Consider the following 22,927-nt stretch of genomic DNA (forward strand, 5'->3'; position numbering starts at 1 on the left):
CAGCGAGCGAGCGGCGTCACTCGGCGAGCGCCTCCACGGGCGAGACGCGGGTCGCGAGGCGGGTCGGCACGACCGCGGCGACGAGCGTGAGCATGGCGGTGGCGACGACGATCCCGGCGACCGTGAGCCACGGGATGCCCGGCAGCACGAAGGTGGGCGCGAGCCACAGCGGCGGCACCCGCACCGACCCGAGCAGCGACTGCGCCGCGGCCCAGCCGTAGGCGATGCCGAGGAGCAGCCCGAACACGACCGAGGTGATCGTGATGTGCGCGGCCTCGAAGAGGACCATCGAACGGATCTGACGCCCGGTCAGGCCGAGGGCGCGCAGCAGGCCGAGCTCGCGGGTGCGCTGCACGACGCCGATGGTGAGGAGGTTCACGAGACCGACCGCCGCGATCACGGCCGACACCCCCACGAGCGCCATCATGACCGCGCTGAACGTGTCGAGCAGACGGGCCATCTCACCCGACACCTCGCCGCCACCCGCCGCCGACAGGACTCCCTTGACCGACTCGGAGGCGACGGCGAACATCGTCACAAGGGTGACGCCCATCACGACGCCGATCGCCATGCGGCTCGATCGCTCGGGGTAGCGCAGCGCGTTCTCGGCCGCGAGGCGCGCCGACGCGGTGCGCCCGAAGAGGCGACCGGTCGCGCGGAGAAGCGGGGGCATGACGAGCGCGGCTCCGAGGCTCAGTCCGGTGAACGATGCGAGCCCGCCGAAGAAGGCGACGACGACACCGAGCGGCGTGACGAGACCGGCGAGGATGCCGAGGGCGAGCAGCACGGCACCGACGGCGAACAACGACACGGCGGCGACGCGGCGACGCGTTCGACCGGCGGCCTCCTCCGCCGTGCGGGGCGCGGACCCCGCCAGCGCGGCGAGGGGTGTGACCTCGAGCACACGCCGGGAACCCGACCAGGCGGCGACCCAGGTCGTGAGCGCGACCATGAGGGCGGGAGCCAGCAGCATGGGCTGCACGACGTTGTAGTCGACGTCGAGCGCCCACGCTCGGGCGGCGAGCTGCTGCAGGCCGACGGCCGCCGCAGTGCCGCCGACGAGACCGAGGACCGCGCCGATCCCCCCGACGACGAGTCCCTGCCGCGCGATCCGCGAACGCTGCGAACGGGCCGACGCCCCGATGAGGCGCATGAGCGCGATCTGACGCGTGCGCCCCGCGACGATCGTCGCGAACGTGTTCGCCGTCACGATGGCCGCGACGTACATCGCCACCGCGACCAGCAGCACACTGAGGATCGCGACCACGATGATGATGGTCTCGCCGCCGGAGAGGAACGGGTCGGCCATGAGCCAGGCCCCGATCAGTCCGGTGACGGCGACCAGCAGCACTCCGAAGCCGCCCGAGATCGCGGCGACGAGCACGGACGCCCCCATCCCCCGCTCGCGCAGCCACGCCCATCGCCCGGATGCCGCAGACGACGGACCCGACCCGGAACGCGTCGGCTCGGCGGGGGCAGAGGCGGAGGCCGAGGCGGAGCCGCCGGGGGCGGTGACGGCGGTCACGCCGCCACCTCGGCGGCGAGCATGTGGGCCGAGATCTGCTCGGCGGTCTGGCTGGGCTTGTCGGCGACGATGCGACCGTCGCCCAGGAAGATCACCCGGTCGGCGTGCGACGCGGCGACCGGGTCATGCGTCACCATCGCGATGGACTGACCGTGCTCGCGGCTCGCGGCGGCGAGGAGCGCGAGCACCTCGCGGCCGGACCTCGAGTCGAGGTTCCCCGTCGGCTCGTCGGCGAAGACGAGGTCGGGCGCCGTCGCGAGAGCGCGGGCGATCGCGACGCGCTGCTGCTGACCGCCCGACAGCTCGTGCGGCCGGTGCCGTAGGCGCGCCCCGAGCCCGAGCGATTCGACGAGTCCGTCGATGCGCGAGCGCTCCAGCGCCGACGGCGACCGGCCGTCGAGCTCGAACGGCAGCGTGATGTTGCCGATGACGTCGAGGGTCGGGACGAGGTTGAACGACTGGAACACGAACCCGACACGTCTCCGCCGCAGGATCGTGAGATCGAGATCGGACAGCCCCGAGATCTCGGTGTCGCCGATCCAGGCGCGGCCCGACGTGGGCGCGTCGAGCCCGGCCATGATGTGCATCAGCGTCGATTTCCCGGAGCCGGACGGGCCCATGATGGCGGTGAACTCGCCACGACGGATGCCCACCGAGACGCCGTCGAGGGCACGGACGCCCGATTCGCCGATGCCGTAGGTCTTGGAGAGGTTCTGGACCCGGGCGGCGAGGCCGAGGTCGGTGGTCGAGATCTGCATGTCTCCGACGCTACGAAGCGGGCGCGGTGCCCGGCATCGGTCCCGCGTCGCGGACACGTACATCTGACGGATGATCCCTCATCCGCCCGCGGGAGTCAGGCGAGCCCGTGCTCGAAGGCGAAGACGACCAGCTGCACGCGGTCGCGCAGGGCGAGCTTCGCGAGGATCCGGCTGATATGGGTCTTCACGGTGGCCTCGGAGAGGAACTCCCGCTGCGCGATCTCCGCGTTCGAGAGCCCTCGGGCGGCGAGGGCGAAGATCTCGCGCTCACGGTCGGTCAGCTCGGCGAACGCGGCCGGCACGGCCTTCTGCTCGGGGGCCGAGAACGTCGCGAAGAGCTCCCGCGTCGCGGCGGCCGCGATGACCGACGACCCGGAATGAACGGTGCGGATCGCGGCGAGGAGGAACTCGGGGTCGGCATCCTTGAGCAGGAATCCGCTCGCGCCCTGACGGATCGCCCGCGCGGCGGCCTCGTCGAGATCGAAGGTGGTCAGCATCACGATGCGCGGCGGAGCGCCATCGAACACCGGATCGTCGAGAAGCTGGGCGGTGGCGGTGAGGCCGTCCATGACCGGCATCCGGATGTCCATGAGCACGACATCGGGACGCGTCTCGCGCACGACGCCGATTGCCTCAGCGCCGTCCGACGCCTCACCGACGACCTCGAGATCGGGCTGCGAGGCGACCACCATCCGGATGCCGGCGCGGAAGAGCGCCTGATCGTCGACGAGGACGACCCGGATGACGCTCACGCGGCGCCGCCGACCGGAAGGGTCGCCGCGACGACGAACGCGCCGTCACGCGGGCCCACATCGATGCTGCCGCCGATGAGCTGCGCACGCTCGCGCATGCCGATGAGGCCGTGACCGCCCGTGCGCACCGGACCGGTGGTGTCGTTCGACAGCGAGAGCGGATTGCTCACACGGACCTCCACGCGGTCGGCCAGCCAGGACAGGGACACGTCCACGGTACCCCCCGCACCGTGCCGCATCGCGTTCGTGAGCGCCTCCTGCAGGATGCGGTACACCGCGATCTGCACCGCCGCGGGCGGCTCGCCCGGAGGCGCGGGATCGACGTCGACGCGCAGATCCAGACCCGCGGCCCGGACCTGCGCGTACAGCACCTCGAGCTCGGCGACGGTCGGCTGGGGCCCCTCCCCCTCGCTGTGGCGCAGCTGAGTGAGCAGCATCCGCACGTCGGAGAGGGCGGATCGGGCCGTCGACGAGATCGTCCGGAGCGACTCGGCAGCGGCATCCGGATCCGCCGCGGCGGCGTAACGGGCGCCGTCAGCCTGCGCGATGACGACGGCGAGCGAATGGGCGACGACGTCGTGCATGTCGCGCGCGATGCGGTTGCGCTCGAACTCCGCGGTCGCGCGCTCCTCGGCCTGACGCTGCGCCTCGGCGTTGCCGCGGGCACGCAGGCCGACACGGACGAGGGCTCCCACCGTCCACGCCAGGAGCAGGCCGAACACCGCCGCGACGAAGAGGATCGTGCCGGTGACGAGGAAGTACACCAGCTCGTCGCCCGCCGCCGTGAGGGAGTACGCCGCCGAGGGGACGAGCAGGTAGACGGTGATGGCCAGAGCGCCCCCGATCGAGGACGCGAACCCCAGCCAGAAGACCCGGTTCGTCCCGTACGCGGCGCACGTGTAGAGCACCGCGAAGATCGCGATGTCGACGGGCAGCGGCGGCAGCTGAGCCAGCATCTGCAGGATCGCACCGACCCACGCGAGCGTGAGAGCCAGCGGCGGAGAGAGGCGGCGGAGCGCGACCGCGGCGCCGAAGGGTGCGACCAGAAGCATCGAGACGATCGCGGAGACGCGGTCGTTCGGGATGCCGACCCCGACGACGCCCACCCAGGTGAACAGCAGCATGAGCACCGCGAAGGCGACCGCGACCGAGATGTCGACGGCGAGCTGGTAGCGGCGGAGTGGACGGAACACGCTATGACGGTACGCGAGCGCCCGAGGCGCGGCATCCCTCTGCGGATGTATCCGGCCTCTGGAGATGTATCCGGTGGCGCGGGCTGTCAGCGCGCGTACACGCGGAGGCCGTCCGGCACCGCGCGCAGCCGCAGCCGGTAGCCGTCGGCAGGGGTGTCGCTCAGCTCGCCGTCGTGCGCGAGCACCGGGGTCGCGCCGCCGGGCCGGACCGTCAGCTCGATCTCGGAGACGACGGCTCGCTCGAGATCGGATGCCGGCGGCATGAGCCGCAGTGCGCGCATCAGGGCCAGGGTGCGCCGGCCGAACGCCAGCGAGGTCACCGCCCGCAGCCGCGTGCCGCGGGCATGGTGGAGGCGGATGTCGAGCACGGGCTCGTCGAGACTCGCGCGACGCATCATCGCGATACGGCGGGGGTCGTTGCGGCCGAGCCCCGCGAAGACCGACCAGACGACGGCACGGCGGCCGTCGCGCACGATCGTGATGCGATGGGCTCCGTGGATCTCGCGCCACGCCGCGATCGCGCCGCCCCACCATTTGCCGAGGCTCGTGCGCTTCTCGCGTTCGGCGAGGAGCTCGGGGTAGGCGCCGATCGACACCGCGTTGAGGACGGTCACGGGCTCGCCGTCGTCGATGACCGCCTCGGCGACGACGACGCTGCGCACCGCTCCGGCCGCGTAGGCGTCGAGGGCGATGTCGACGGTGTCGAGGCCCGCCGCGCGGGCGAAGTGGTTGAAGGTTCCGCCGGGCAGCACGAGCAGCGTCAGGCCATGACGACGCGCGAGGTGCGCGGCGCGCGAGACCGAACCGTCACCGCCGAGCACGGCGAGCACGGTAGGCGCATCGTCAGCCGACATCGCCGACGCGACGACGTCATCCATCGACGAATCGCCCAGGCTCTCGATCCGGGCGTGCGGCAGCCGCCGCCGGAGCTCGGGCAGGGGATCGGGCCGCACGACCGACGTGCCCGCGCGGGAGTTCGTGATGAGCAGCACGCCCCGCCCGTCCGAGGTCTGCGCGTCGGCGGGCGCGTGAGCGTCAGCGGGCTGTTCTGCCGCAGCGGGCGCGTGTGCGGCGGCGGATTCGGGGTCGGCGGGACGGTCGGCGGGCATGGAGCGACGCTAACGCCGCGGCGGCGGCGCCGGCGACGGCTTGACAGTCCCGCCCGACCCCGGTGATCGGGGCTGACCGCGATACAACCGTCGGATCCGCGGTGCCGGTGTGGCGTTCAAGACGGCCCGAGTCGACAGCAGCCCCACCGACCCGACGAATGTATCGGCGCATCGTAGAGTCGCAGGCGTGATGCGGTCCAACGATCTCCTGACCATCGGCGAGGTGAGCGCGCGCACCGGGGTCTCCGTGTCCGCATTGCACTTCTACGAGCGTCATGGGCTCATCACTTCGACCCGCTCGGCCGGCAATCAGCGCCGGTTCAGCCGTCACATGCTGCGCCGCATCTCACTCATCCTCGTGGCCAAGCGCCTCGGCATCCCGCTCGCCGAAGTCGCCGACGCCTTCGCGTCCCTCCCCACCGAGGCCGAACCCAGCAGCGACGACTGGAAGCGGGTCTCGCGGGCGTGGAAGATCCGCCTCGAAGAACGGCGCGCGGCGATCGAGTCGCTCGAGCGCGAGCTCGTGGGATGCATCGGCTGCGGCTGTCTCTCGATGCGCTCGTGCGATCTGCTGAACCCCGGCGACGCGCTCGGCGCCGAGGGCAGCGGGCCGCGTCGGGTCGCCCCCGCGCTCCGGCACGTGCTCGACGACGCGGCCCCCTCGTCATGAGAGCCGGTCGAGGCGTCTCCTGATCCCCGGTGCGTCGAGGCCGTGCAAGCGGGCGTGATCTGCCGGGGCGCCGTAGCGCCGTTGCTCTCCCACCCCGACACCGACGTGCTCGATGAGGACGCCACTGCCGCGGAGCGCGGCGCCGACCGTGGCGGCGGTCGTCCCCTCCAGGAAGGGCTCGACGACGACGACCCGGTCGAACCCGGCGCTCAGCTCCCGCAGGCCGCCGCGGTCGAGGGGCACCGGGGTCGCGGTGTAGGCGACCGCGTACCCCTCGCCGGCCGCCGCTTCGAGGGCGGCGTCGAGAAGCGGACCGATCGCCAGGACGAGCGTGCCCGTTCCCGCGTGCACGAGATGGATACGCCCGTCCATCGGGAACGCCCTCCGGTTCTCCTGCGTCGAGAGCCGGATGTACTGACGGTCGTCGGAGGACCCCGCAGCCCGGACGAGCGTCTCGACCTCGTCGGGATGCCCCGGCGTGTGCAGCCGCCATCCCGGCAGGGTGCTCAGCAGAGCGATGTCGCCGGGACACTGGTGCGTGCGCCCCTCGGCGGCCGCGTCGTAGCTCGCGCCGATCGACACGAGCACCGCCCCGAGATCCTGGTGGGACAGATCAAGCTTGATCTGCTCGAAGGGCCGTTCCACGAGGAACGGGGCGTAGGTGTGGACGAAGGGGCGGAGACCGGCGAGCGAGAGCCCGGCGGCGACCCCGATCATCGCCTGTTCGCGGATGCCGACGTTGACGACACGGTCGGCGGCCGGGGTTCCGGCGGCGAGATCGAGCGGCCCGATGTCGGCGAGCACGAGTGTCGCGCGGTCGTCGGTGGCCAACAGGTCGGACATGACGGTGGAGAATCGGGCGCGCATCAGGATCCCTTCGCAGCGGTGCGGACGACGGTGACGCGCGGCGCTGTGCCGCTCGCCTCGAGTGCCGCGGCGAGCGCGGCGTGATCGCGCGAGTCGGCCTCGGCGGCATCCCATCCCTCCATCGCGAACCGGCGTGCGATCCCGCCGGGCCATCCGAGCGACGCCGAGGAGTTGTCGATGACGATGGCGTGCAGCCGGGCGAGGGCGAAGCGCCCGGCGACGGCGATCGCCTCGTGGTTGCTGCCCTCGTCGAGCTCGGCGTCGCCGATCAGCACGAACACCCGTCCGTCGGCGCCGGCGATGTCGATGCCGCGAGCGAGGCCGACTGCGATGGGCAGTCCATGCCCGAGCGACCCGGACGAGATCTCGACGGCGGGGATGAGCAGACGGTCGGGATGGTGTCCGAGCGGCGAGTCGACGCCCGCGAGATCGTCGAGCCAGGCGTCGGGCATCAGGCCGCGGGCGGCCAGGACGGCGTAGTACGAGGCGGGACCGTGTCCCTTCGACAGCAGGAAGCGGTCGCCGGCCTCGGGGCGCAGCACGCGATCGTGCAGCACCCACAGGGTGTCGAGAGTCGAATGCGCCGCGGCGCTGTGCTTCTCGTCGCCGGTGATGCGCGCGAGGCGGTCGAGCAAGGCGACGGGCAGCCGTTCGGTGAAGGAGTCGGTTTCGGTCGTGGTCATGTTTCGAACGGTAAAACCTCAATCTCAGTTGAGGTCAAGCTCGGGGTGGTCGATACATTCGTCGAACGGCTGGGGCTGGTGTCGCGTCGCGGCGCCGCCGAGGCCACACGAGCCCCACCCATCCGACAGGTGTATCGCCACCGCCGTCGCCGAAAGCTCGGCGTCCGGTTAGGCTGACGCCACCTGACCACCGCTCCCGCGCGGGAGCCGTACCTCGTAGATCGGAGGTTCCCCATGTCCATCGCTCAGACGCATCCCACCCCCGGTGCCGCCAAGACGATCATCGGCGAGCCCGAGGTCGTCGAGGACGGCGGCGCGGTCGCCGTCACGAGCATCAAGCTCGCCGACGGCGTCGAGCACGATCCGGCGTGGTTCGCGCTACGCGACGCCGCGACGGCCCTGCAACACCTGCAGGCCGCCGACGGCTCCGTGCCCGACGCGAGCCACCACGAGACGGCACGCCGTCATGTCGCGGCGATCACCGCCGCGATCGGCCGGCTGGCCCCGAGGTTCCCGCACGATGCGGACTACCTCGCGGCGTCGATCCGCGACTTCGACAGATGGGCCGCCTCCGATCATCCGGACGGCGAGGCCTCGACGGAGGGGGCGTTCGGCGTGCCCGATTTCCTCGATTCACTCGTGGCCTTCCAGCCGCAGCTGCACCGCGTCGACGGCATCCGGCACCTCGTCGTCTTCCCGATGTACACGCAGAACGGATCGCGGAACCGTCACGTCGAGGCGCTGCTCGTCGAGACGATCTGGCCCGAGGCGATCGCGCGCCTCGAGACGATGTACCCGAACCGGCTCTTCGTCTCGTTGCGGCTGCTCGACTTCACGGCCGGGTACGACACCGATTCGGCGGTGCTCTTCCCCGAGACCGTCGCGATGCGCGAGATCCCGCCGTTCACGTGGGGCGCGATCTTCCAGGATCGCGAGGCCGCCCGTTACCGCCGCGTCGTGCGGGCCGCGTCGGAGATCACGAAGCTCGACCTGCCCGCCGAAGCCGCGGAGATGCTCGACGACCAGGCGCTCACCGAGCGGGCGTTCGTCATGTGGGACCTCATCCACGACCGGACCCACATGCGCGGCGACCTGCCGTTCGATCCGTTCATGATCAAGCAGCGGATGCCGTTCTTCCTGTACTCCCTCGAAGAGCTGCGGTGCGACCTGACGGCGTTCCGCGAGTGCGTCGCGCTCGACCGTCGGTTGAGCGCCGAGACGGATCTCGATCCGGTCGACGCCGAGCTGCTGCGCCTCGCGCGGCTCGTGCAGTATGCCGTGATCTTCGACCGGATCTTCCGGTTCGCGATCACCGGCACGCGGGTGCGCAACTACGACGGGCTCGGCGGCCAGCTGCTGTTCGCGTGGCTGCATCGCCGGGGCGTGCTGCACTGGACCGACACCGCGCTCGCCTTCGAGTGGGACGAGGTGCCGGATGCCGTCGTCGCCCTCGGCGACGCGATCGACCGCCTCTACTGGGAGTCGATCGACCGCCCGAAGACCGCGCACTGGCTCGCGGCGTACGACCTCGTCCGCTCGGTGCTCGAACCGCACCCCGCCTCGGCGTGGGCGCGCGGCCTGCCCGACGAGATCCTCGCGGGCCCGCCGAAGGGATACACCGATGCGGTGCTGGACGACGAGTTCCCGCTGTCGATGTTCTACGAGGCGCTCGAGAAGAAGATGCGCGACGTGATCGCCTCCACCCGCGGCATCCGCGGCTGACCCGCGCACGGACCCGAGGCCGCGCCCGAGGCTGAAAGGATGAGGTCATGACCTCCCTGCACGACACCTCGGTGCGCGGCTTCGCGTCCGACAACTACTCCGGCATCCATCCGGAGGTCCTCGCTGCGATCACCGCCGCCAACGACGGACACCAGACCGCCTACGGCTCGGACGTGTACACCGCCCGCCTGCAGGAGCTCGTCGGCGAGCACTTCGGGGCCGGCACCGAGGCCTTCCCGGTCTTCAACGGCACGGGCGCCAACGTCACGGCCTTGCAGTCGATGCTCCCCCGCTGGGGCGCGGTCATCGCCGCGTCGACCGCCCACATCAACGTCGACGAGGGCGGCGCCCCCGAGCGGGTCGGCGGGATCAAGATCCTGAACGTCCCCACCGACGACGGCAAGCTGACCCCCGAGCTCATCGACCGCGAGGCGTGGGGCTGGGGCGACGAGCACCGCGCGCAGCCGCTCGTCGTGTCGATCACCCAGTCGACCGAGCTCGGAACGGTGTACACGCCCGACGGGCTGCGGACGATCGCCGACCACGTGCACGAGCGCGGGATGCGGCTGCACATGGACGGCGCGCGCATCGCCAACGCCGCCGCGGCGCTCGGCCTGCCGCTGCGCGCGATCACGCGCGATGTCGGTGTCGACGTGCTGAGCTTCGGCGGCACGAAGAACGGCGCGATGCTCGGCGAGGCGATCGTCGTGCTCGACCCCGCGGCATCCGAGGGGCTCACCTACCTGCGCAAGCTGAACATGCAGCTGTCGTCGAAGATGCGCTTCGTCTCGGCCCAGCTCGTCGCGCTGCTCGAGAACGACCTGTGGCGGCGCAACGCCGAGCACGCCAACGGGATGGCGCAGCGCTTGCGTTCGGCGGTCGAGGCGGGCATCGCCGACGGCTCGGTGCGGGGCGTGGAGTTCACGCAGCCGACGCAGGCCAACGGCGTGTTCGCGGTGCTGCCCGAGGGTGTCGCCGACCGGCTGCGCGCGTCGTTCCGTTTCTACGATTGGGACGAGGCCCGTCGCGAGGTGCGGTGGATGTGCTCGTTCGACACGTCGGCATCCGACGTCGATGCGTTCGTCGCCGAGCTCGCGCGCCTGACGACCGACTGACGAGCTCCCGCGTCGGCGGGCATCGGCGCGACGCGCGACAGAGAGCCGCGGCGGATTCGATCCGACCGCGGCTCTCGTGCGCTCATGCGGCGGTGACGCTGAAGCTCCAGGTGACGCCGAACCGGTCGGTGAGCATGCCGAAGCCCGCGCTCCACGCGGATGCCGCGAGCGGCTCGACGATGACGGCGTCCGCGGCGAGCGCGTCCCACGGGCCGCGGAGCTCGTCGAGGCTCTCGGAACCGACCGAGACGAAGAACGCCTGATCGGTGAGGGTGGCGTTGTCCTGGCGGCGCGTCGAGCCGCCGCCGACGATGGATCCCTCGGTGCTGCCCGGGATGTCGTACGCCATGACGCGGAAGCCGTTGCTGCCGACGACGAGCCCGAAGACGACGGCATCCGCGCCGGGCAGGTCCGCGGGCATGCCGACCTCGGCGTACGTGGTGATCACGACGTGCCCGCCGAAGGCGCTGCCGTAGAACTCGAGGGCCCGGCGGGCGTCGCCGCGGAAGTTGAGGTGAGGGGTGGTCTGGATGGTCATCGCTGCTCCTGAGGAATGGGCCGGCCCGATCGGCTCGACGACCTCACCCTGACAGCGGTTCCGGTCAGGTTCTGTCCGCAAGTGCGGATACGGTGGGGTGATGACGACGACCTCGCGACTGCTGACCCTGCTGTCGCTCCTGCAGGCCCGCCGTGACTGGCCGGGCGGAGTCCTCGCCTCACGGCTGGGGGTGAGCGATCGCACGGTGCGACGCGACGTCGAGCGACTGCGCGAGATGGGATACCGCATCCAGGCGACGACCGGCCTCGACGGCGGGTACCGGCTGGAGTCCGGCAGTGAGCTGCCCCCGCTGCTGTTCGACGAGGACCAGACCGTCGCCGTGGCCCTCGCCCTGCGGACGGCACCGACCCTCGGAGCGGGCATCGGCGAGGCGGCGGCGCGGGCGCTCGCGACGATCCGGCAGGTCATGCCTTCGCGACTCCGGCACCGGCTCGATGCCCTGACCCCGACCGTCGTGGTCCGCCCGGGGGATGCCGCCGTCTCAGACGTCTCGCTCGAGGTTCTGTCGACGCTGGCGAACGCCATCCGCGACGGAGTGACCCTGCGGTTCGACTACGGGGCGGCGCGCGACGCGGATGCCGCGGGGTCGGCGCCGGCCCGGCGCGCGGAGCCGCATCATCTCGTGGCGTCGGGCGGCCGCTGGTACCTCGTCGCGTGGGACCTCGACCGCGACGACTGGCGCCTGTACCGGGTCGACCGCATCCGGCCGCGCACACCGCTCGGCGGTGGCTTCGCGCGGCGAACGGTGCCCGGCGGCGACGTCGACGAGTTCGTCTCCGCGCGCTTCCGCGGGTCGGACTCGGCAGTGTGGCCGTGTCGCGGGTCCGTCGTGCTGCACCTGCCGGCATCCGCTGTCGCGCCCTTCGCGGGCGACGGCACGGTCACCCCGCTCGACGACGGGCGCTGCCGGCTCGACGCCGGGTCATGGTCGTGGACCGCGCTCGCGGCGGCGTTCGGGCGGTTCGACGCCGAGCTCGACGTCATCGGTCCCCCCGAGCTCGCCGACGCGTTCACCCTCCTCGCCGCGCGCTATGCCCGCGCGGGCAGCGGCTGACGAGCCGCCGCTCAGGCTCCCGCGAGCCAGGCCCGGTAGGCGTCGAACGAGTACGGGCGACCGAGGAAGTCGGCGACAAGGTCGGCCGCGTCGCGACTGCCGCCCGGCTCGAGGATGCGTTCGCGGTAGCGGGTCGCGACGGCCGGGTCCATGAGGTCGTCGTCGAACGCCGAGAGCAGGTCGCGGGCGATGACGAGGCTCCACTGGTACGTGTAATAGCAGGCGCCGTATCCGGTGAGGTGGCCGAAGCCCGCGTAGGTGTGCCCGTTCGGCAGCGGGTGGACGGGCGACGACGCGCGGTACCAGCCCTCGACGGCCGCCTGCAGATCGCTCGGCCGTTCGACGTGCAGCCCGTACGAGACGTTGGCGTGTCCGAGTTGGCGCGTCACCTCGAGGGCGCGGCCGAAGGCGTCGGCGACCCGCATCCGCTCGACCAGATCGGCCGGGATCGGCTCGCCGTCTGCGTCGCGCGCGAAAGTCGCCAGTACACCGGCATCCCACGCCCACTCCTCGAGGAGCTGGCTCGGCGCCTCGACGAAGTCCCACTCGGTCTCGATGCCGCTGAAGTCGGCCCAGACGGCGTCGGCGCCGCCGAGGATGCCGTGCACGAGGTGTCCGAACTCGTGGAAGAACGTCACGACCTGGTCATGTTCGAGCAGCCCACGCGAGAAGTTGCAGAGAAGCACGCCCTCGGGAAGCGAGCGTCCCGCGATGCCGGGCGCGAGGTTGAAGCACGCCGCGTGGTTGTACTTCCCCTCGCGCGGGTGGAGGTCGAGGTGGATGCGGCCGAGCCGCCGGTCGCCGCGCACGACGTCGTAGCTGCGGACGTCGGCGTGCCAGGCACCCGCCTCGACGGGCACGTACGTCACGTCGAGCAGGCGCGCGGTGACGTCGAGCACGCCTGTGAGCACGTTGTCGAACGCGAAGTACGCGCGCACCGCCTGCGCGTCGACGGCGTACTCCTCGCGCTTGAGCGCGCTCAAGAGGTACCAGAGGTCGGCGGCGGTGACCGCATCCGCGTCGGGCTCGTCGACCCGCAGCCGCGCGAGCAGGCGGTCGTACTCGGCCGTGGCGGCCTCGCGGGTCGCCGCGTCGATGTCGTCGAGGAACGATCGGATCGCCGCGCTCGAGCCGATCATGCGCGTCTCGGTCTCGTAGTCAGCCCAGTCGCCGTAGCCCAGCAGCTCCGCGCGCTCGGCGCGCACGGCGAGCAGTTCGGCGAGCACCGGGTCGTTGTCGGGCCAGGCGAGGTCGTTGTAGACCGACAGCAGTGCCGTGCGCGTCGACCGGCGCACCGCGAATTCGCGCACCGGCATGAGGTCGGTGTACTCGGTCGTGAGGGTGATGAGGCCCTCGTCGTCGGCGGGGTGTGCATCGATGAAGTCCTGCGGCAGCCCCTCCAGCGCATCGGCAGGGAGCTTCAGCTCGCGCCGGCCGTCGCGGATATTGCGCGAGAACTGCAGCGAGAGCTCGGTGTCGCGCTCGGCGAGCCGGCGCAGCCGCTCGCGCGTCGCCTCGTCGCGGTCGACGCCGCCTCGGCGGAAGTCGCGCTGGATGTGGGCGAGCAGGCGGCGGGCGGCGGCGTCGAGCCCGTCGGTCGCCAGGCCGTCGAACACGGCGAACAGCGCGGGGTCGAGCGCGCGCCGCGACAGGAGCCCGTCGATCGCCTGCACACGCTCCTCGGCGGCGGCCCGCACGTCGGCGTCGGGGTGCGACTCGCTCAGCAGGGATGCCTCGGACGCCGCCTCGGCGACGGCGATCGAGGCCTCGTTCCACAGCTGCAGGCGCGCCAGCGGCGACAGGTCATGCCCCGCGATCAGCTGAGCGTCGATCTCGCGGACACGGGCGATGCGGGCATCCGGGCGCTCGGCGGCGAACGCGAGCCACCCGGCGTGGTCGGCGGGGAAGGCGAGGGGCTGCGGATCGGTCATGCCCCGAGCCTACGCAGACCCGCGTCTCAGCGGAGCGCGCCGACCGAGGCGAGGGCGAGTCGGATGAGGGTGCCGCGACCGCCCTCCATCTCGGCGGCGAGAGCGTCGGATGCCGCTTCGGCCGGGTCGAGCCAGGTGACCTCGAGCGCATCCTGACGAGGCTCGCAGGTGCCCGTGACCGGCACGACGAACGCGAGGGATACCGCATGCTGGCGGTCGTCGTGGAACGGGCTGACCCCGGGGATCGGGAAGTACTCCGCGACGGTGAAGGGGGTGGGCGACGCGGGCAGGAGCGGGAAGGCCATGGGACCGAGGTCGTTCTCGACATGACGGAACAGCGCGTCGCGGATCGTCTCGCCGTAGCGCACCCGACCCGAGACGATCGTGCGCGTCATCTCGCCGACCGGGGTGGCGCGCAGCAGGATGCCGACCTGCGTGACGGCGCCGAGGCCGTCGGTGCGCACCGGGACCGCCTCGACGTACAGCATCGGCAGCCGACGACGCGCCTCGGTGAGCTCGACATCGCTGAGCCAGGCCGGGTTCGTCGCGCCGCCTCCGGGGGCTCCGCGCAGCGGGTCGGCCGGGAGCGACGACTCGCCGCGCTCGTCGGGATCGGGATCGGGGGTGCGCACGGCCATGCCTCATGTATACCAATGACCCCCGGCGGTGTCGGGGGAGGCTGGCAGGATGGTCGCATGTCGTCCGTTCCGGCTCTCGATCCCGCGGCCGTCCGCTGGTCGGCTGCTCCTGCCGAACGTGCGGGGCGGCCTCTGCTGGTGATGATGCACGGCTACGGCTCGGACGAGAACGATCTGTTCGCCCTCGTCCCGCATCTGCCCTCCGAATACGTCGTGGCCGCGGTGCGCGCTCCGCTCGCGCCGCCCTTCCCCACCCCGGGGTGGTCGTGGTACCCGATCGAGGGCCTGAACGGTCGCGACCCGCAGGCGGCGACGGCATCCGCCCGAGCGCTGACGGACTGGATCGACGCGGAGCGGGGCGACGCGGCATCCGTCGGATTACTCGGCTTCTCGCAGGGCGGCGTCATGGCGATCGAGGCGCTCCGGGTGCGCCCGGACGACTACGCGTTCGCCGTCACCCTGTCGGGTTACGCGAATCCCGGCGACCTCGACACCGACGCCGACCTCGCCGCACGGCGGCCGCCCGTGTTCTGGGGCCGCGGGGCCCTCGACGACGTCATCCCGCCCGCGCTCATCACGCACACCGCGCAGTGGCTGCCCGGCCGGGTCGACCTGAGCGGACGCGTGTACCCCGATCTCGGACATGCCGTCTCAGCGGATGAGCTGAGAGATGTCGCCACGTTCCTGCACAAGCAGCTCCCCGCGGCGTAGACTTCCCGGGCCCCTGTCCCGAGTGTGAGGAACGACCGTTGATCGGTTTCGACGCGACCGCGCTGTGATCCCGCGCTGATCCGTCGACCCCTCGGGCGTCCGACCTGGCCAGCGCACCTTTCGATTTCCGCGCTGGCCGCCGGACCGTTCCGCCCCCGGTCGGGGTGCCTTCGGTGTCGGTCGCGCCTGCGCCCGACGACATCCGAGGAGGCAGTCATGCCCCATCCCACTCCCGCGGTCGTCCTCGACCGCGTCACCCTCATCCACCCCGACGGGATTCCCGCCGTGCGAGACGTCACGGGAGCCTTCGGCGCCGGGCGAACCGGCCTCGTCGGCCGCAACGGCTCGGGCAAGACCACGCTGCTGCGGCTGATCGCAGGCGAGCTCACGCCGACATCCGGCTCGGTCGCCACCTCCGGACGGGTCGAGCTGCTGCCGCAGCGCCTCACCCTCGACGTCGGGCGGCGGGTCGCCGAGCTGCTCGGGATCGCCGCGGTCGTCCACGCCGTGCGCGCCGTCGAGTCGGGAGACGTCGACCCGCGGCACTTCGACACGATCGGCGACGACTGGGATGCCGAGGCGCGAGCCGCGGCCGCGCTGGCGGCGGCCGGTCTGCCGGCGGGCGCGCTCGACCGGCGGGTGGGTGACCTCTCCGGCGGCGAAGCCGTGCTCGCAGCCCTCGTCGGCGTGCGACTGCGCGGAGCCGAGATCGTGCTCCTCGACGAGCCCACGAACAACCTCGATCGCGACGCACGCGACCGCGTCGGCGAGCTCGTGCGGGGGTGGCGCGGTGCGCTCATCGTCGTCAGCCATGACACGGCCCTGCTCGAGCTGATGGACGACACCGCCGAGCTGTACGGCACCGAGCTCGACGTGTTCGGCGGGCCGTACTCCGAGTGGCGCGCGTGGCGCGACGCCGAGCAGGCGGCTGCACGGGCGGCCGAGACCACGGCGGCCGCTGCCGTCCGGCGCGAGCGGCGCGACCGGGTGGAGACCGAGACGAAGCTCGCCCGGCGCGCGGCGATGGGAGCGAAGGCGCAGCGCGAGAAGCGGGTGCCCGGGATCATCTCCGGCAACCGCGCCTCGGCCGCGCAGGTCTCGGCGGGTCGTGCGCGCGGCGAGGCCTCCGATCGCGAGGCCGCGGCGCGGTCGGCCCTGGATGCGGCGGGCCGGCGGGTCCGCGACGACGAGGCCGTGCGGATCGACCTGGCCGACCCCGGAGTCGCGGCGGGTCGGCGCCTCGCGACGATCGGCGACGGCGAGCGCTCGTGGGTCGTGCAGGGACCCGAGCGGGTGGCGCTCGTCGGGCCGAACGGCGCGGGCAAGACGACGCTGCTCGAGGCGCTGGTGCGGTCGGCAAGCGTTAACTCCTCAGAATCGGGGGATGCGGCATCAATTCGCCCGCTGGGCCCGCCTGACAGCCCGGAAGTGAGGAGTTACGGCAGGGCGGTCGCACATACCGAGCGGGTCGGCTACCTGTCGCAGCGGATCGACGGGCTGCGGGACGACGCCACGGTGCTCGAGAGCGTGCGCGAGGCGGCCCCGACAGCGACGGACGTCGACCTGCGGAACCGTCTCGCGCGGTTCCTGCTGCGCGGCGACACCGTGCTGCGACCGGTTGCGTCGTTGTCGGGCGGCGAGCGGTTCCGACTGGCCTTGGCGCGCGAGCTGCTCGCGGATCCCCCGCCGCAGCTGCTGGTGCTCGACGAGCCGACGAACAACCTCGACCTCGCCACGGTGGATCAGCTCGTGCAGGCGCTGTCGGCCTACCGCGGGGCGGTGCTCGTCGTGAGCCACGACGATGGCTTCCTCTCGCGCCTCGCGCCCGGCCTCACCCTCGAGCTGCGCGACGGCCGGCTGAGCGAGGCCCCGCCCATGTCGTGAGCCGAGGTCCCCATCGGGCCGGGAATGTCCGTCCTGTTCCCGGCCCGAGTGGGACCTCGCGGGGCAACGCGGGGCAGCGGGGGCTGGCACGGCGGATGCCGCGGGCGCAAGACCGCGCCGATGTCGGAGGTCCGCGCGAAGATGAAGACATGGCCGATGTGCTCGCCCGATTCTCCGCGCCCACCGCGGATTGGTTCCGTGGCGCGTTCTCCCAGCCGACGTCGGCTCAGGCCGGCGCGTGGGAGGCCATCTCCGCCGGCAAGCACGCGCTCGTGGTCGCCCCCACCGGGTCGGGCAAGACGCTCTCGGCGTTCTTGTGGGCGATCGACCGCATCTTCCGCGATAAGGTCGCGGCCGGACCGGTCGACGACAAACCGGCGCGACGCCGCAAGACGGATGCCGCACCGGCCGACACCCGGGTCCTCTACATCTCACCGCTGAAAGCGCTGGGCGTCGACGTCGAGCGCAACCTGCGTTCGCCCCTCGTCGGCATCGGGCAGTCGGCCCGCCGACTCGGGCAGACGGTGCCCGAGGTCACCGTCGGCGTCCGTTCGGGCGACACCTCCTCGGCCGATCGACGTGCGCTCGTCGCCCGGCCGCCCGACATCCTCATCACGACGCCCGAGTCGCTGTATCTCATGCTCACGTCGCAGGCGTCCGAGACGCTGCGCGGCGTGCACACCGTCATCGTCGACGAGGTCCACGCGGTCGCGGCCACGAAGCGCGGGGCGCACCTGGCCGTCAGCCTCGAGCGCCTCGATGCACTGCTCGAGAAGCCCGCGCAGCGCATCGGCCTCTCCGCCACCGTGCGTCCCATCGACGAGGTGGCGCGCTTCCTCGGCGGCGCGGCCCCCGTCGAGATCGTCGCTCCGCGGGCCACCAAGGCGTTCGACCTCAACGTCGTCGTGCCGATCCCCGACATGCTGCATCCACCGGCTCCCCCGGGTGCCGAGGATGCGGGCGCCGCCGGCGCACCCGATGGTCGCGACGACAACGGCGATGACGACGATGGGGATGACGGCGACGGCGCCTGGTACCGCGCGCCGCAGGCGACCGAGGTCACGGGGTCGGTGTGGCCCCACGTCGAGGAGGCGATCGTCGACCGCATCCTGCAGCACCGCTCGACGATCGTTTTCTCGAACTCGCGCCGGCTCGCCGAGCGCCTGACCGGACGTCTCAACGAGATCTATACCGAGCGCCTCGGGGGCGATCTCCCTGAGCCCACGGTCCCTGCGGGCGTCATGGCGCAGGCGGGGGCCACGGCCGGCGCCGAGCCGGTGCTCGCGAAAGCCCACCACGGCTCGGTCTCGAAGGAACAGCGCGCTCAGGTCGAGGACGAGCTGAAGTCGGGCGTGCTCCGCTGCGTCGTCGCGACCTCGAGCCTCGAGCTCGGCATCGATATGGGCGCCGTCGACCTCGTCATCCAGGTCGAGGCCCCGCCGTCGGCGGCATCCGGTCTCCAGCGCGTCGGGCGCGCCGGTCACCAGGTCGGCGAGGTCAGCCGCGCAGCACTGTTCCCCAAGCATCGCGGTGACGTCCTGCATACGGCCGTCGTCACCGAGCGGATGCTCGCCGGCAAGATCGAGGCCATCGCGGTGCCGCAGAACCCGCTCGACATCCTCGCCCAGCAGACGATCGCCGCGTGCGCGACCGGGACGATCGAGGTCGAGGCCTGGTTCGAGACGGTTCGGCGCAGCGCCCCGTTCCGCACCCTCCCCCGCTCGGCGTATGAAGCGACGCTCGACCTACTGGCCGGCCGCTTCCCCTCCGACGAGTTCGCCGAGCTGCGCCCGCGCCTCGTCTGGGACCGCGACCAGGGCACGCTCACGGGCCGCCCCGGCGCGCAGCGCATCGCGGTGACGAGCGGAGGCACGATCCCCGACCGCGGTCTGTTCGGCGTCTTCGTCGCCGGCGAGAGCCGCAACGCGCGCGTCGGCGAGCTCGACGAGGAGATGGTCTACGAATCCCGGGTGAACGACGTCTTCACCCTCGGTACGACGAGCTGGCGCATCGTCGAGATCACGCACGATCGGGTCAACGTCGTGCCCGCGTTCGGCCAGCCGGGCAAGCTTCCGTTCTGGCACGGCGACGGCCTGGGGCGTCCCGCCGAGCTCGGCGAAGCGCTGGGGAAGTTCAGCCGTGAGGTGTCGGCTACCGGCCCCGAGAAGGCGTCCGAACGGCTGCGCGAATCGGGTCTCGACGATTACGCGATCGAGAACCTGCTCGCCCACCTGGCCGAGCAGCGCGAAGCGACCGGCAGCCTTCCGACAGACCGCACCCTCACCGTCGAACGCTCTCGAGACGAGGTCGGCGACTGGCGCGTCATCCTGCATTCCCCGTACGGCATGCATGTGCACGCACCGTGGGCGCTGGCGGTCAACGCCCGGATCCGTGAGCGCCTCGGTGTCGAGGGCGCGGCCGTGGCGAGCGACGACGGCATCATCGCCCGGGTGCCGGATGCCGCGGCCGAACCCCCGGGCGCCGACCTCTTCGTCTTCGACGCCGACGAGCTCGAGCAGATCGTCACCGACGAGGTCGGCGGCTCGGCGCTGTTCGCCTCCCGCTTCCGCGAGTGCGCCGCACGTGCTCTCCTGCTGCCGAGACTCAACCCGAACAAGCGAGCACCGCTGTGGCAGCAGCGCCAGCGGTCGGCGCAGCTGCTCGAGGTGGCCCGGCGGCATCCGTCGTTCCCGATCATCCTCGAGACGCTCCGCGAGGCCCTGCAGGACGTCTACGACCTGCCGGCCCTGCTGCGCATCACCCGCAGCATCGCCGACCGTCGCATCCGCCTCGTCGAGACGACGACCTCGCAGCCGTCGCCGTACGCGCGCGATCTGCTCTTCGGCTACGTCGGCGCCTTCATGTACGAGGGCGACTCTCCGCTGGCCGAGCGTCGCGCCGCGGCCCTGTCCGTCGACCCCGCGCTGCTGTCGGAGCTGCTCGGCAAGGTCGAGATGCGCGAGCTGCTCGATCCCGAGGTCATCGCGCAGTTCGAGCGCGAGGCGCAGCGCCTCGACCCGGACCGTCGCGCACGCGGGGTCGAGGGCGTCGCCGATCTGCTCCGCATCCTGGGCCCGCTCGATCCCGGGGAGGTCGCAGCCCGCCTCGAAGAGTCCCCGGCCCCCGGCGCAGCGGAAGAGATCAGCGCGACGGAGCACACGAACGCCGCGGCAGCTCCTCCGAACAGTGGATCTCCTGCCGCACACCGGGTCGCCGAGGCCGCCGAGCTGCTGCAGCAGCTCGTGACCGCCCGCCGAGCGATCCCGGTCACGATCGCGGGCGTGCAGCGCACCGCGGCGATCGAGGATGCGGGCCGCCTGCGCGACGCGCTGGGCGCCGCGCTTCCCGTCGGCATCCCCACCGCCTTCCTCGAGCCGGTCGTCGATCCGCTCGCCGACCTCGTCGCGCGCCACGCGCGCACGCATGGGCCGTTCCGCACCGCCGACGTCGCGACGCGGCTCGGCATCGGCTCCGCCGTCGCGCGTCAGACGCTGCAGCGCCTCGAGTCGCAGGGACGCATCGCGAGCGGGTACTTCCTCCCCGAGTCGAGCCAGGGGGCGGGAGCCGACGCCGACGATCTGGAATGGTGCGACTCCGAGGTGCTTCGGAGGCTCCGGATGCGGTCGCTCGCCGCGATCCGGGGCAGCGTCGAGCCGGTCTCCCCCGAGGCGTTCGCCCGGTTCCTCCCGGTCTGGCAGCACGTCACGCGTCCGCTCGAAGGCGTCGACGGTGTCGCCGCCGTCATCGAGCAGCTCGCCGGGGTGCCGATCCCCGCGAGCGCCTGGGAGTCCCTCGTCCTGCCGTCGCGCGTCCGCGACTATGCCCCGGGGATGCTCGACGAGCTGACGGCGACGGGCGAGGTCGTGTGGTCGGGGCACGGCACTCTCCCCGGCCGCGACGGCTGGATCGCGCTGCATCCCGCCGACATGGCCCCCCTCACCCTCGCTCTGGCCGACGCCGACTCCGAGGCCGACGAATCGGCGACGTCGGGCGACCTCGACGTGCGCATCCTCGAGGCTCTGGCCGTCGGCGGCGGCTGGTTCGCCGGCCAGCTCGTCGCGGCGATCGGCGCGCCCAATGAGCAGAGCGTGCTCGACGCTCTCTGGCGCCTCGCGTGGGCCGGGCGCCTGACGAACGACACCTTCACCCCGGTCCGATCCCTTCTGTCGGGCGGCTCTCAGGCGCACCGCAGCGCCCGACGGACACCGCGTTCCCGCCTGTACCGCGGCACACCGCTCGCGCGACCCACGACACCCGCCGCCCCGCGACCCTCGACGCTCGGCGGTCGTTGGTCGCTGCTGCCCGCGGTCGAGCCCGACCCGTCACTGCGCGTCACGGCGTCGGCAGGACTGCTGCTCGACCGCTACGGAGTCGTCACCCGGGGCAGCGTCCAGTCCGAGGGGGTGCCCGGCGGCTTCGCCCAGGTCTATCGCGTGCTCGCGGGCTTCGAAGAAGCGGGCCACTGCCGCCGCGGATACGTCATCGAGACGCTCGGTGCCGCGCAGTTCGCGGCATCCGTCACCGTCGACCGGCTTCGCGAGTTCGCGGCGCTGCCCGACCCGCCACCGCGCCGTGCGGTCACGCTCGCCGCGACCGATCCGGCGAATCCCTACGGCGCGGCGCTCGGCTGGCCGGCACTCGAGGGCGTCTCGCATCGGCCCGGCCGGAAAGCCGGGGGCGTCGTCGTGCTCGTCGATGGGGTACTGGTGCTCTATCTCGAGCGGGGTGGACGTTCGGCGCTCGCCTTCACCGACGACGAAGACGTGCTGACGGCGGCCGCGGCCGACCTCGTGAAGACGGCGCAGGCGCGCCGGCTCGACACCCTGACGGTCGAGCAGGTCAACGGCGAGTTCGTCTACAACACCCCCACCGGCCGGGCGTTGCGCGCGGGCGGCTTCGTCGAGTCGTCGCGCGGGCTGACGCTGCGCCGACCGACCGCGGGCTCGCGCGTCGCACTGTCGGGAAGCGGCGAGCGTGCCTGAGGGCGACACCGTCTTCCGAGCCGCGAGGAAGCTGGCCGAGGCCCTCGTCGGGCAGGAGGTCACACGCTTCGACATCCGCGTCCCCGGCAGCGCGACGGCGGATCTGCGCGGCGAGATCGTCTCGTCGTCCATCGCGCGCGGGAAGCACCTGCTGCTTCGGATGGGGTCGTACAGCCTGCACTCGCATCTCAAGATGGAAGGCCGTTGGCACGTGTACCGGCACGGCGAACGGTGGCGGGCCCCCGCGTTCCAGGCCCGAGCGATCGTCGGGACACGCGATAGGGATGCCGTCGGCTTCGAGCTCGCGATGGTCGAGGTACTCCCCACCGCCGACGAAGAGCGCCTGGTCGGTCACCTCGGCCCTGACCTGCTGGGTCCCGACTGGGACCTCGACGAGGCGGTGCGCCGCGTGGGCGCTGACGCGCGGGCGGCTCATGTCGCGCTGCTCGACCAGCGCAACGTCGCGGGCTTCGGCAACGTCTACGCGAACGAGCTGCTGTTCGTGCGCGGCATCCTCCCGACGACCCCCGCCACCGAGATCGACGCCGCCGCCGTGCTCGAGACCGGCTACCGGATGATCCACGCGAACCGCGACCGCGCGGCGCGCACCTTCACCGGCAACGATCGGCCGGGGCAGCGGATGTGGGTCTACGGACGCGAGAACAAGCCGTGCCGCCGATGCGGGACGCTGATCCGGGCCGACGAGATCGGAGCCCTGCCCACGAGCGAACGCAACATCTTCTGGTGCCCGCGCTGCCAGAGCTGAGCGCAGGA

At 72.2% G+C, this 22,927-nt stretch carries 18 protein-coding genes; 8 read left to right on the top strand and 10 right to left on the bottom strand.

The window, feature by feature from the left end:
- Positions 1–16: 16 nt before the first annotated feature.
- The 5 genes from AA0Y20_RS00990 to AA0Y20_RS01010 form a co-directional block, all read right to left on the bottom strand.
- A complete protein-coding gene (locus tag AA0Y20_RS00990) occupies positions 17–1,396 on the bottom strand; it encodes an FtsX-like permease family protein (RefSeq protein ID WP_412939678.1) in 1,380 nt (459 codons plus the stop codon).
- Between the two features lie 125 nt (positions 1,397–1,521).
- Positions 1,522–2,283, bottom strand: coding sequence for an ABC transporter ATP-binding protein (locus AA0Y20_RS00995; protein WP_412936690.1), 762 nt, complete (start codon positions 2,281–2,283; stop codon positions 1,522–1,524).
- 95 nt (positions 2,284–2,378) lie between these two features.
- Positions 2,379–3,035, bottom strand: coding sequence for a response regulator (locus tag AA0Y20_RS01000; protein ID WP_412936691.1), 657 nt, complete (start codon positions 3,033–3,035; stop codon positions 2,379–2,381).
- Positions 3,032–4,228 carry a sensor histidine kinase gene (locus AA0Y20_RS01005; protein WP_412936693.1) on the bottom strand — a complete coding sequence of 399 codons (1,197 nt, stop codon included), beginning with the start codon at positions 4,226–4,228 and terminating at the stop codon, positions 3,032–3,034. The genes AA0Y20_RS01000 and AA0Y20_RS01005 overlap by 4 nt, the downstream gene beginning before the upstream one ends.
- A gap of 86 nt (positions 4,229–4,314) precedes the next feature.
- Positions 4,315–5,337, bottom strand: a complete 1,023-nt coding sequence (locus AA0Y20_RS01010) for a diacylglycerol/lipid kinase family protein (RefSeq protein ID WP_412936695.1) — start codon at positions 5,335–5,337, stop codon at positions 4,315–4,317.
- 190 nt (positions 5,338–5,527) lie between these two features.
- On the opposite strand from AA0Y20_RS01010, the gene soxR reads away from it, so the two are divergent.
- A complete protein-coding gene (soxR, locus tag AA0Y20_RS01015; protein WP_412939679.1) occupies positions 5,528–6,007 on the top strand; it encodes a redox-sensitive transcriptional activator SoxR in 480 nt (159 codons plus the stop codon).
- Here soxR and AA0Y20_RS01020 read toward each other — a convergent pair.
- Both AA0Y20_RS01020 and AA0Y20_RS01025 read right to left on the bottom strand, forming a co-directional pair.
- On the bottom strand, positions 6,002–6,874 hold the full coding sequence (locus AA0Y20_RS01020) for a transketolase (protein WP_412936697.1): 873 nt from the start codon (positions 6,872–6,874) through the stop codon (positions 6,002–6,004). The two genes, soxR and AA0Y20_RS01020, sit on opposite strands and share 6 nt — an antisense overlap.
- Positions 6,874–7,557, bottom strand: a complete 684-nt coding sequence (locus tag AA0Y20_RS01025) for a transketolase (RefSeq protein WP_412936698.1) — start codon at positions 7,555–7,557, stop codon at positions 6,874–6,876. Before AA0Y20_RS01025 ends, AA0Y20_RS01020 begins: the two co-directional genes overlap by 1 nt.
- Before the next feature lie 234 nt (positions 7,558–7,791).
- Between AA0Y20_RS01025 and AA0Y20_RS01030 the strand changes: the two genes are divergently transcribed.
- Both AA0Y20_RS01030 and AA0Y20_RS01035 read left to right on the top strand, forming a co-directional pair.
- Positions 7,792–9,279 (top strand): DUF6421 family protein, encoded by a 1,488-nt coding sequence (locus AA0Y20_RS01030; protein WP_412936700.1) that lies wholly within the window; start codon positions 7,792–7,794, stop codon positions 9,277–9,279.
- A gap of 47 nt (positions 9,280–9,326) precedes the next feature.
- Positions 9,327–10,394: a threonine aldolase family protein gene (locus AA0Y20_RS01035; RefSeq protein ID WP_412936702.1), complete on the top strand. Its 1,068-nt coding sequence runs from the start codon at positions 9,327–9,329 to the stop codon at positions 10,392–10,394.
- An 82-nt stretch (positions 10,395–10,476) separates the two neighbouring features.
- On the opposite strand, the gene AA0Y20_RS01040 is transcribed toward AA0Y20_RS01035, so the two are convergent.
- Entirely contained in the window at positions 10,477–10,932 is a 456-nt protein-coding gene (locus AA0Y20_RS01040; protein WP_412936703.1) for a VOC family protein, read from the bottom strand.
- A 100-nt stretch (positions 10,933–11,032) separates the two neighbouring features.
- On the opposite strand from AA0Y20_RS01040, the gene AA0Y20_RS01045 reads away from it, so the two are divergent.
- The gene (locus AA0Y20_RS01045; protein ID WP_412936705.1) at positions 11,033–12,007 is read left to right on the top strand and encodes a helix-turn-helix transcriptional regulator; all 975 of its coding nucleotides are present in this window, start codon (positions 11,033–11,035) and stop codon (positions 12,005–12,007) included.
- An 11-nt stretch (positions 12,008–12,018) separates the two neighbouring features.
- Here the strand turns inward: AA0Y20_RS01045 and AA0Y20_RS01050 are convergent, their stop codons facing one another.
- Together AA0Y20_RS01050 and AA0Y20_RS01055 are read right to left on the bottom strand one after the other, a co-directional pair.
- Positions 12,019–13,938: a M3 family metallopeptidase gene (locus AA0Y20_RS01050; protein ID WP_412936707.1), complete on the bottom strand. Its 1,920-nt coding sequence runs from the start codon at positions 13,936–13,938 to the stop codon at positions 12,019–12,021.
- Positions 13,939–13,964: 26 nt separating this feature from the next.
- The gene (locus AA0Y20_RS01055) at positions 13,965–14,576 is read right to left on the bottom strand and encodes an NUDIX hydrolase family protein (RefSeq protein ID WP_094260535.1); all 612 of its coding nucleotides are present in this window, start codon (positions 14,574–14,576) and stop codon (positions 13,965–13,967) included.
- Positions 14,577–14,633: 57 nt separating this feature from the next.
- Here AA0Y20_RS01055 and AA0Y20_RS01060 point away from each other — a divergent pair, with 57 nt between their 5' ends.
- From AA0Y20_RS01060 to AA0Y20_RS01075, 4 genes are all read left to right on the top strand, one after another.
- The gene (locus tag AA0Y20_RS01060) at positions 14,634–15,287 is read left to right on the top strand and encodes an alpha/beta hydrolase (RefSeq protein ID WP_412936710.1); all 654 of its coding nucleotides are present in this window, start codon (positions 14,634–14,636) and stop codon (positions 15,285–15,287) included.
- A 216-nt stretch (positions 15,288–15,503) separates the two neighbouring features.
- Positions 15,504–17,171 (top strand): ABC-F family ATP-binding cassette domain-containing protein, encoded by a 1,668-nt coding sequence (locus AA0Y20_RS01065; protein ID WP_412936712.1) that lies wholly within the window; start codon positions 15,504–15,506, stop codon positions 17,169–17,171.
- A gap of 149 nt (positions 17,172–17,320) precedes the next feature.
- Entirely contained in the window at positions 17,321–22,153 is a 4,833-nt protein-coding gene (locus AA0Y20_RS01070) for a DEAD/DEAH box helicase (RefSeq protein WP_412936714.1), read from the top strand.
- Entirely contained in the window at positions 22,146–22,919 is a 774-nt protein-coding gene (locus AA0Y20_RS01075) for a DNA-formamidopyrimidine glycosylase family protein (RefSeq protein WP_412936716.1), read from the top strand. Before AA0Y20_RS01070 ends, AA0Y20_RS01075 begins: the two co-directional genes overlap by 8 nt.
- The last annotated feature ends 8 nt before the right edge of the window (positions 22,920–22,927 follow it).

This window comes from Microbacterium pratiae, assembly GCF_047302165.1.
Lineage (GTDB): Bacteria > Actinomycetota > Actinomycetes > Actinomycetales > Microbacteriaceae > Microbacterium.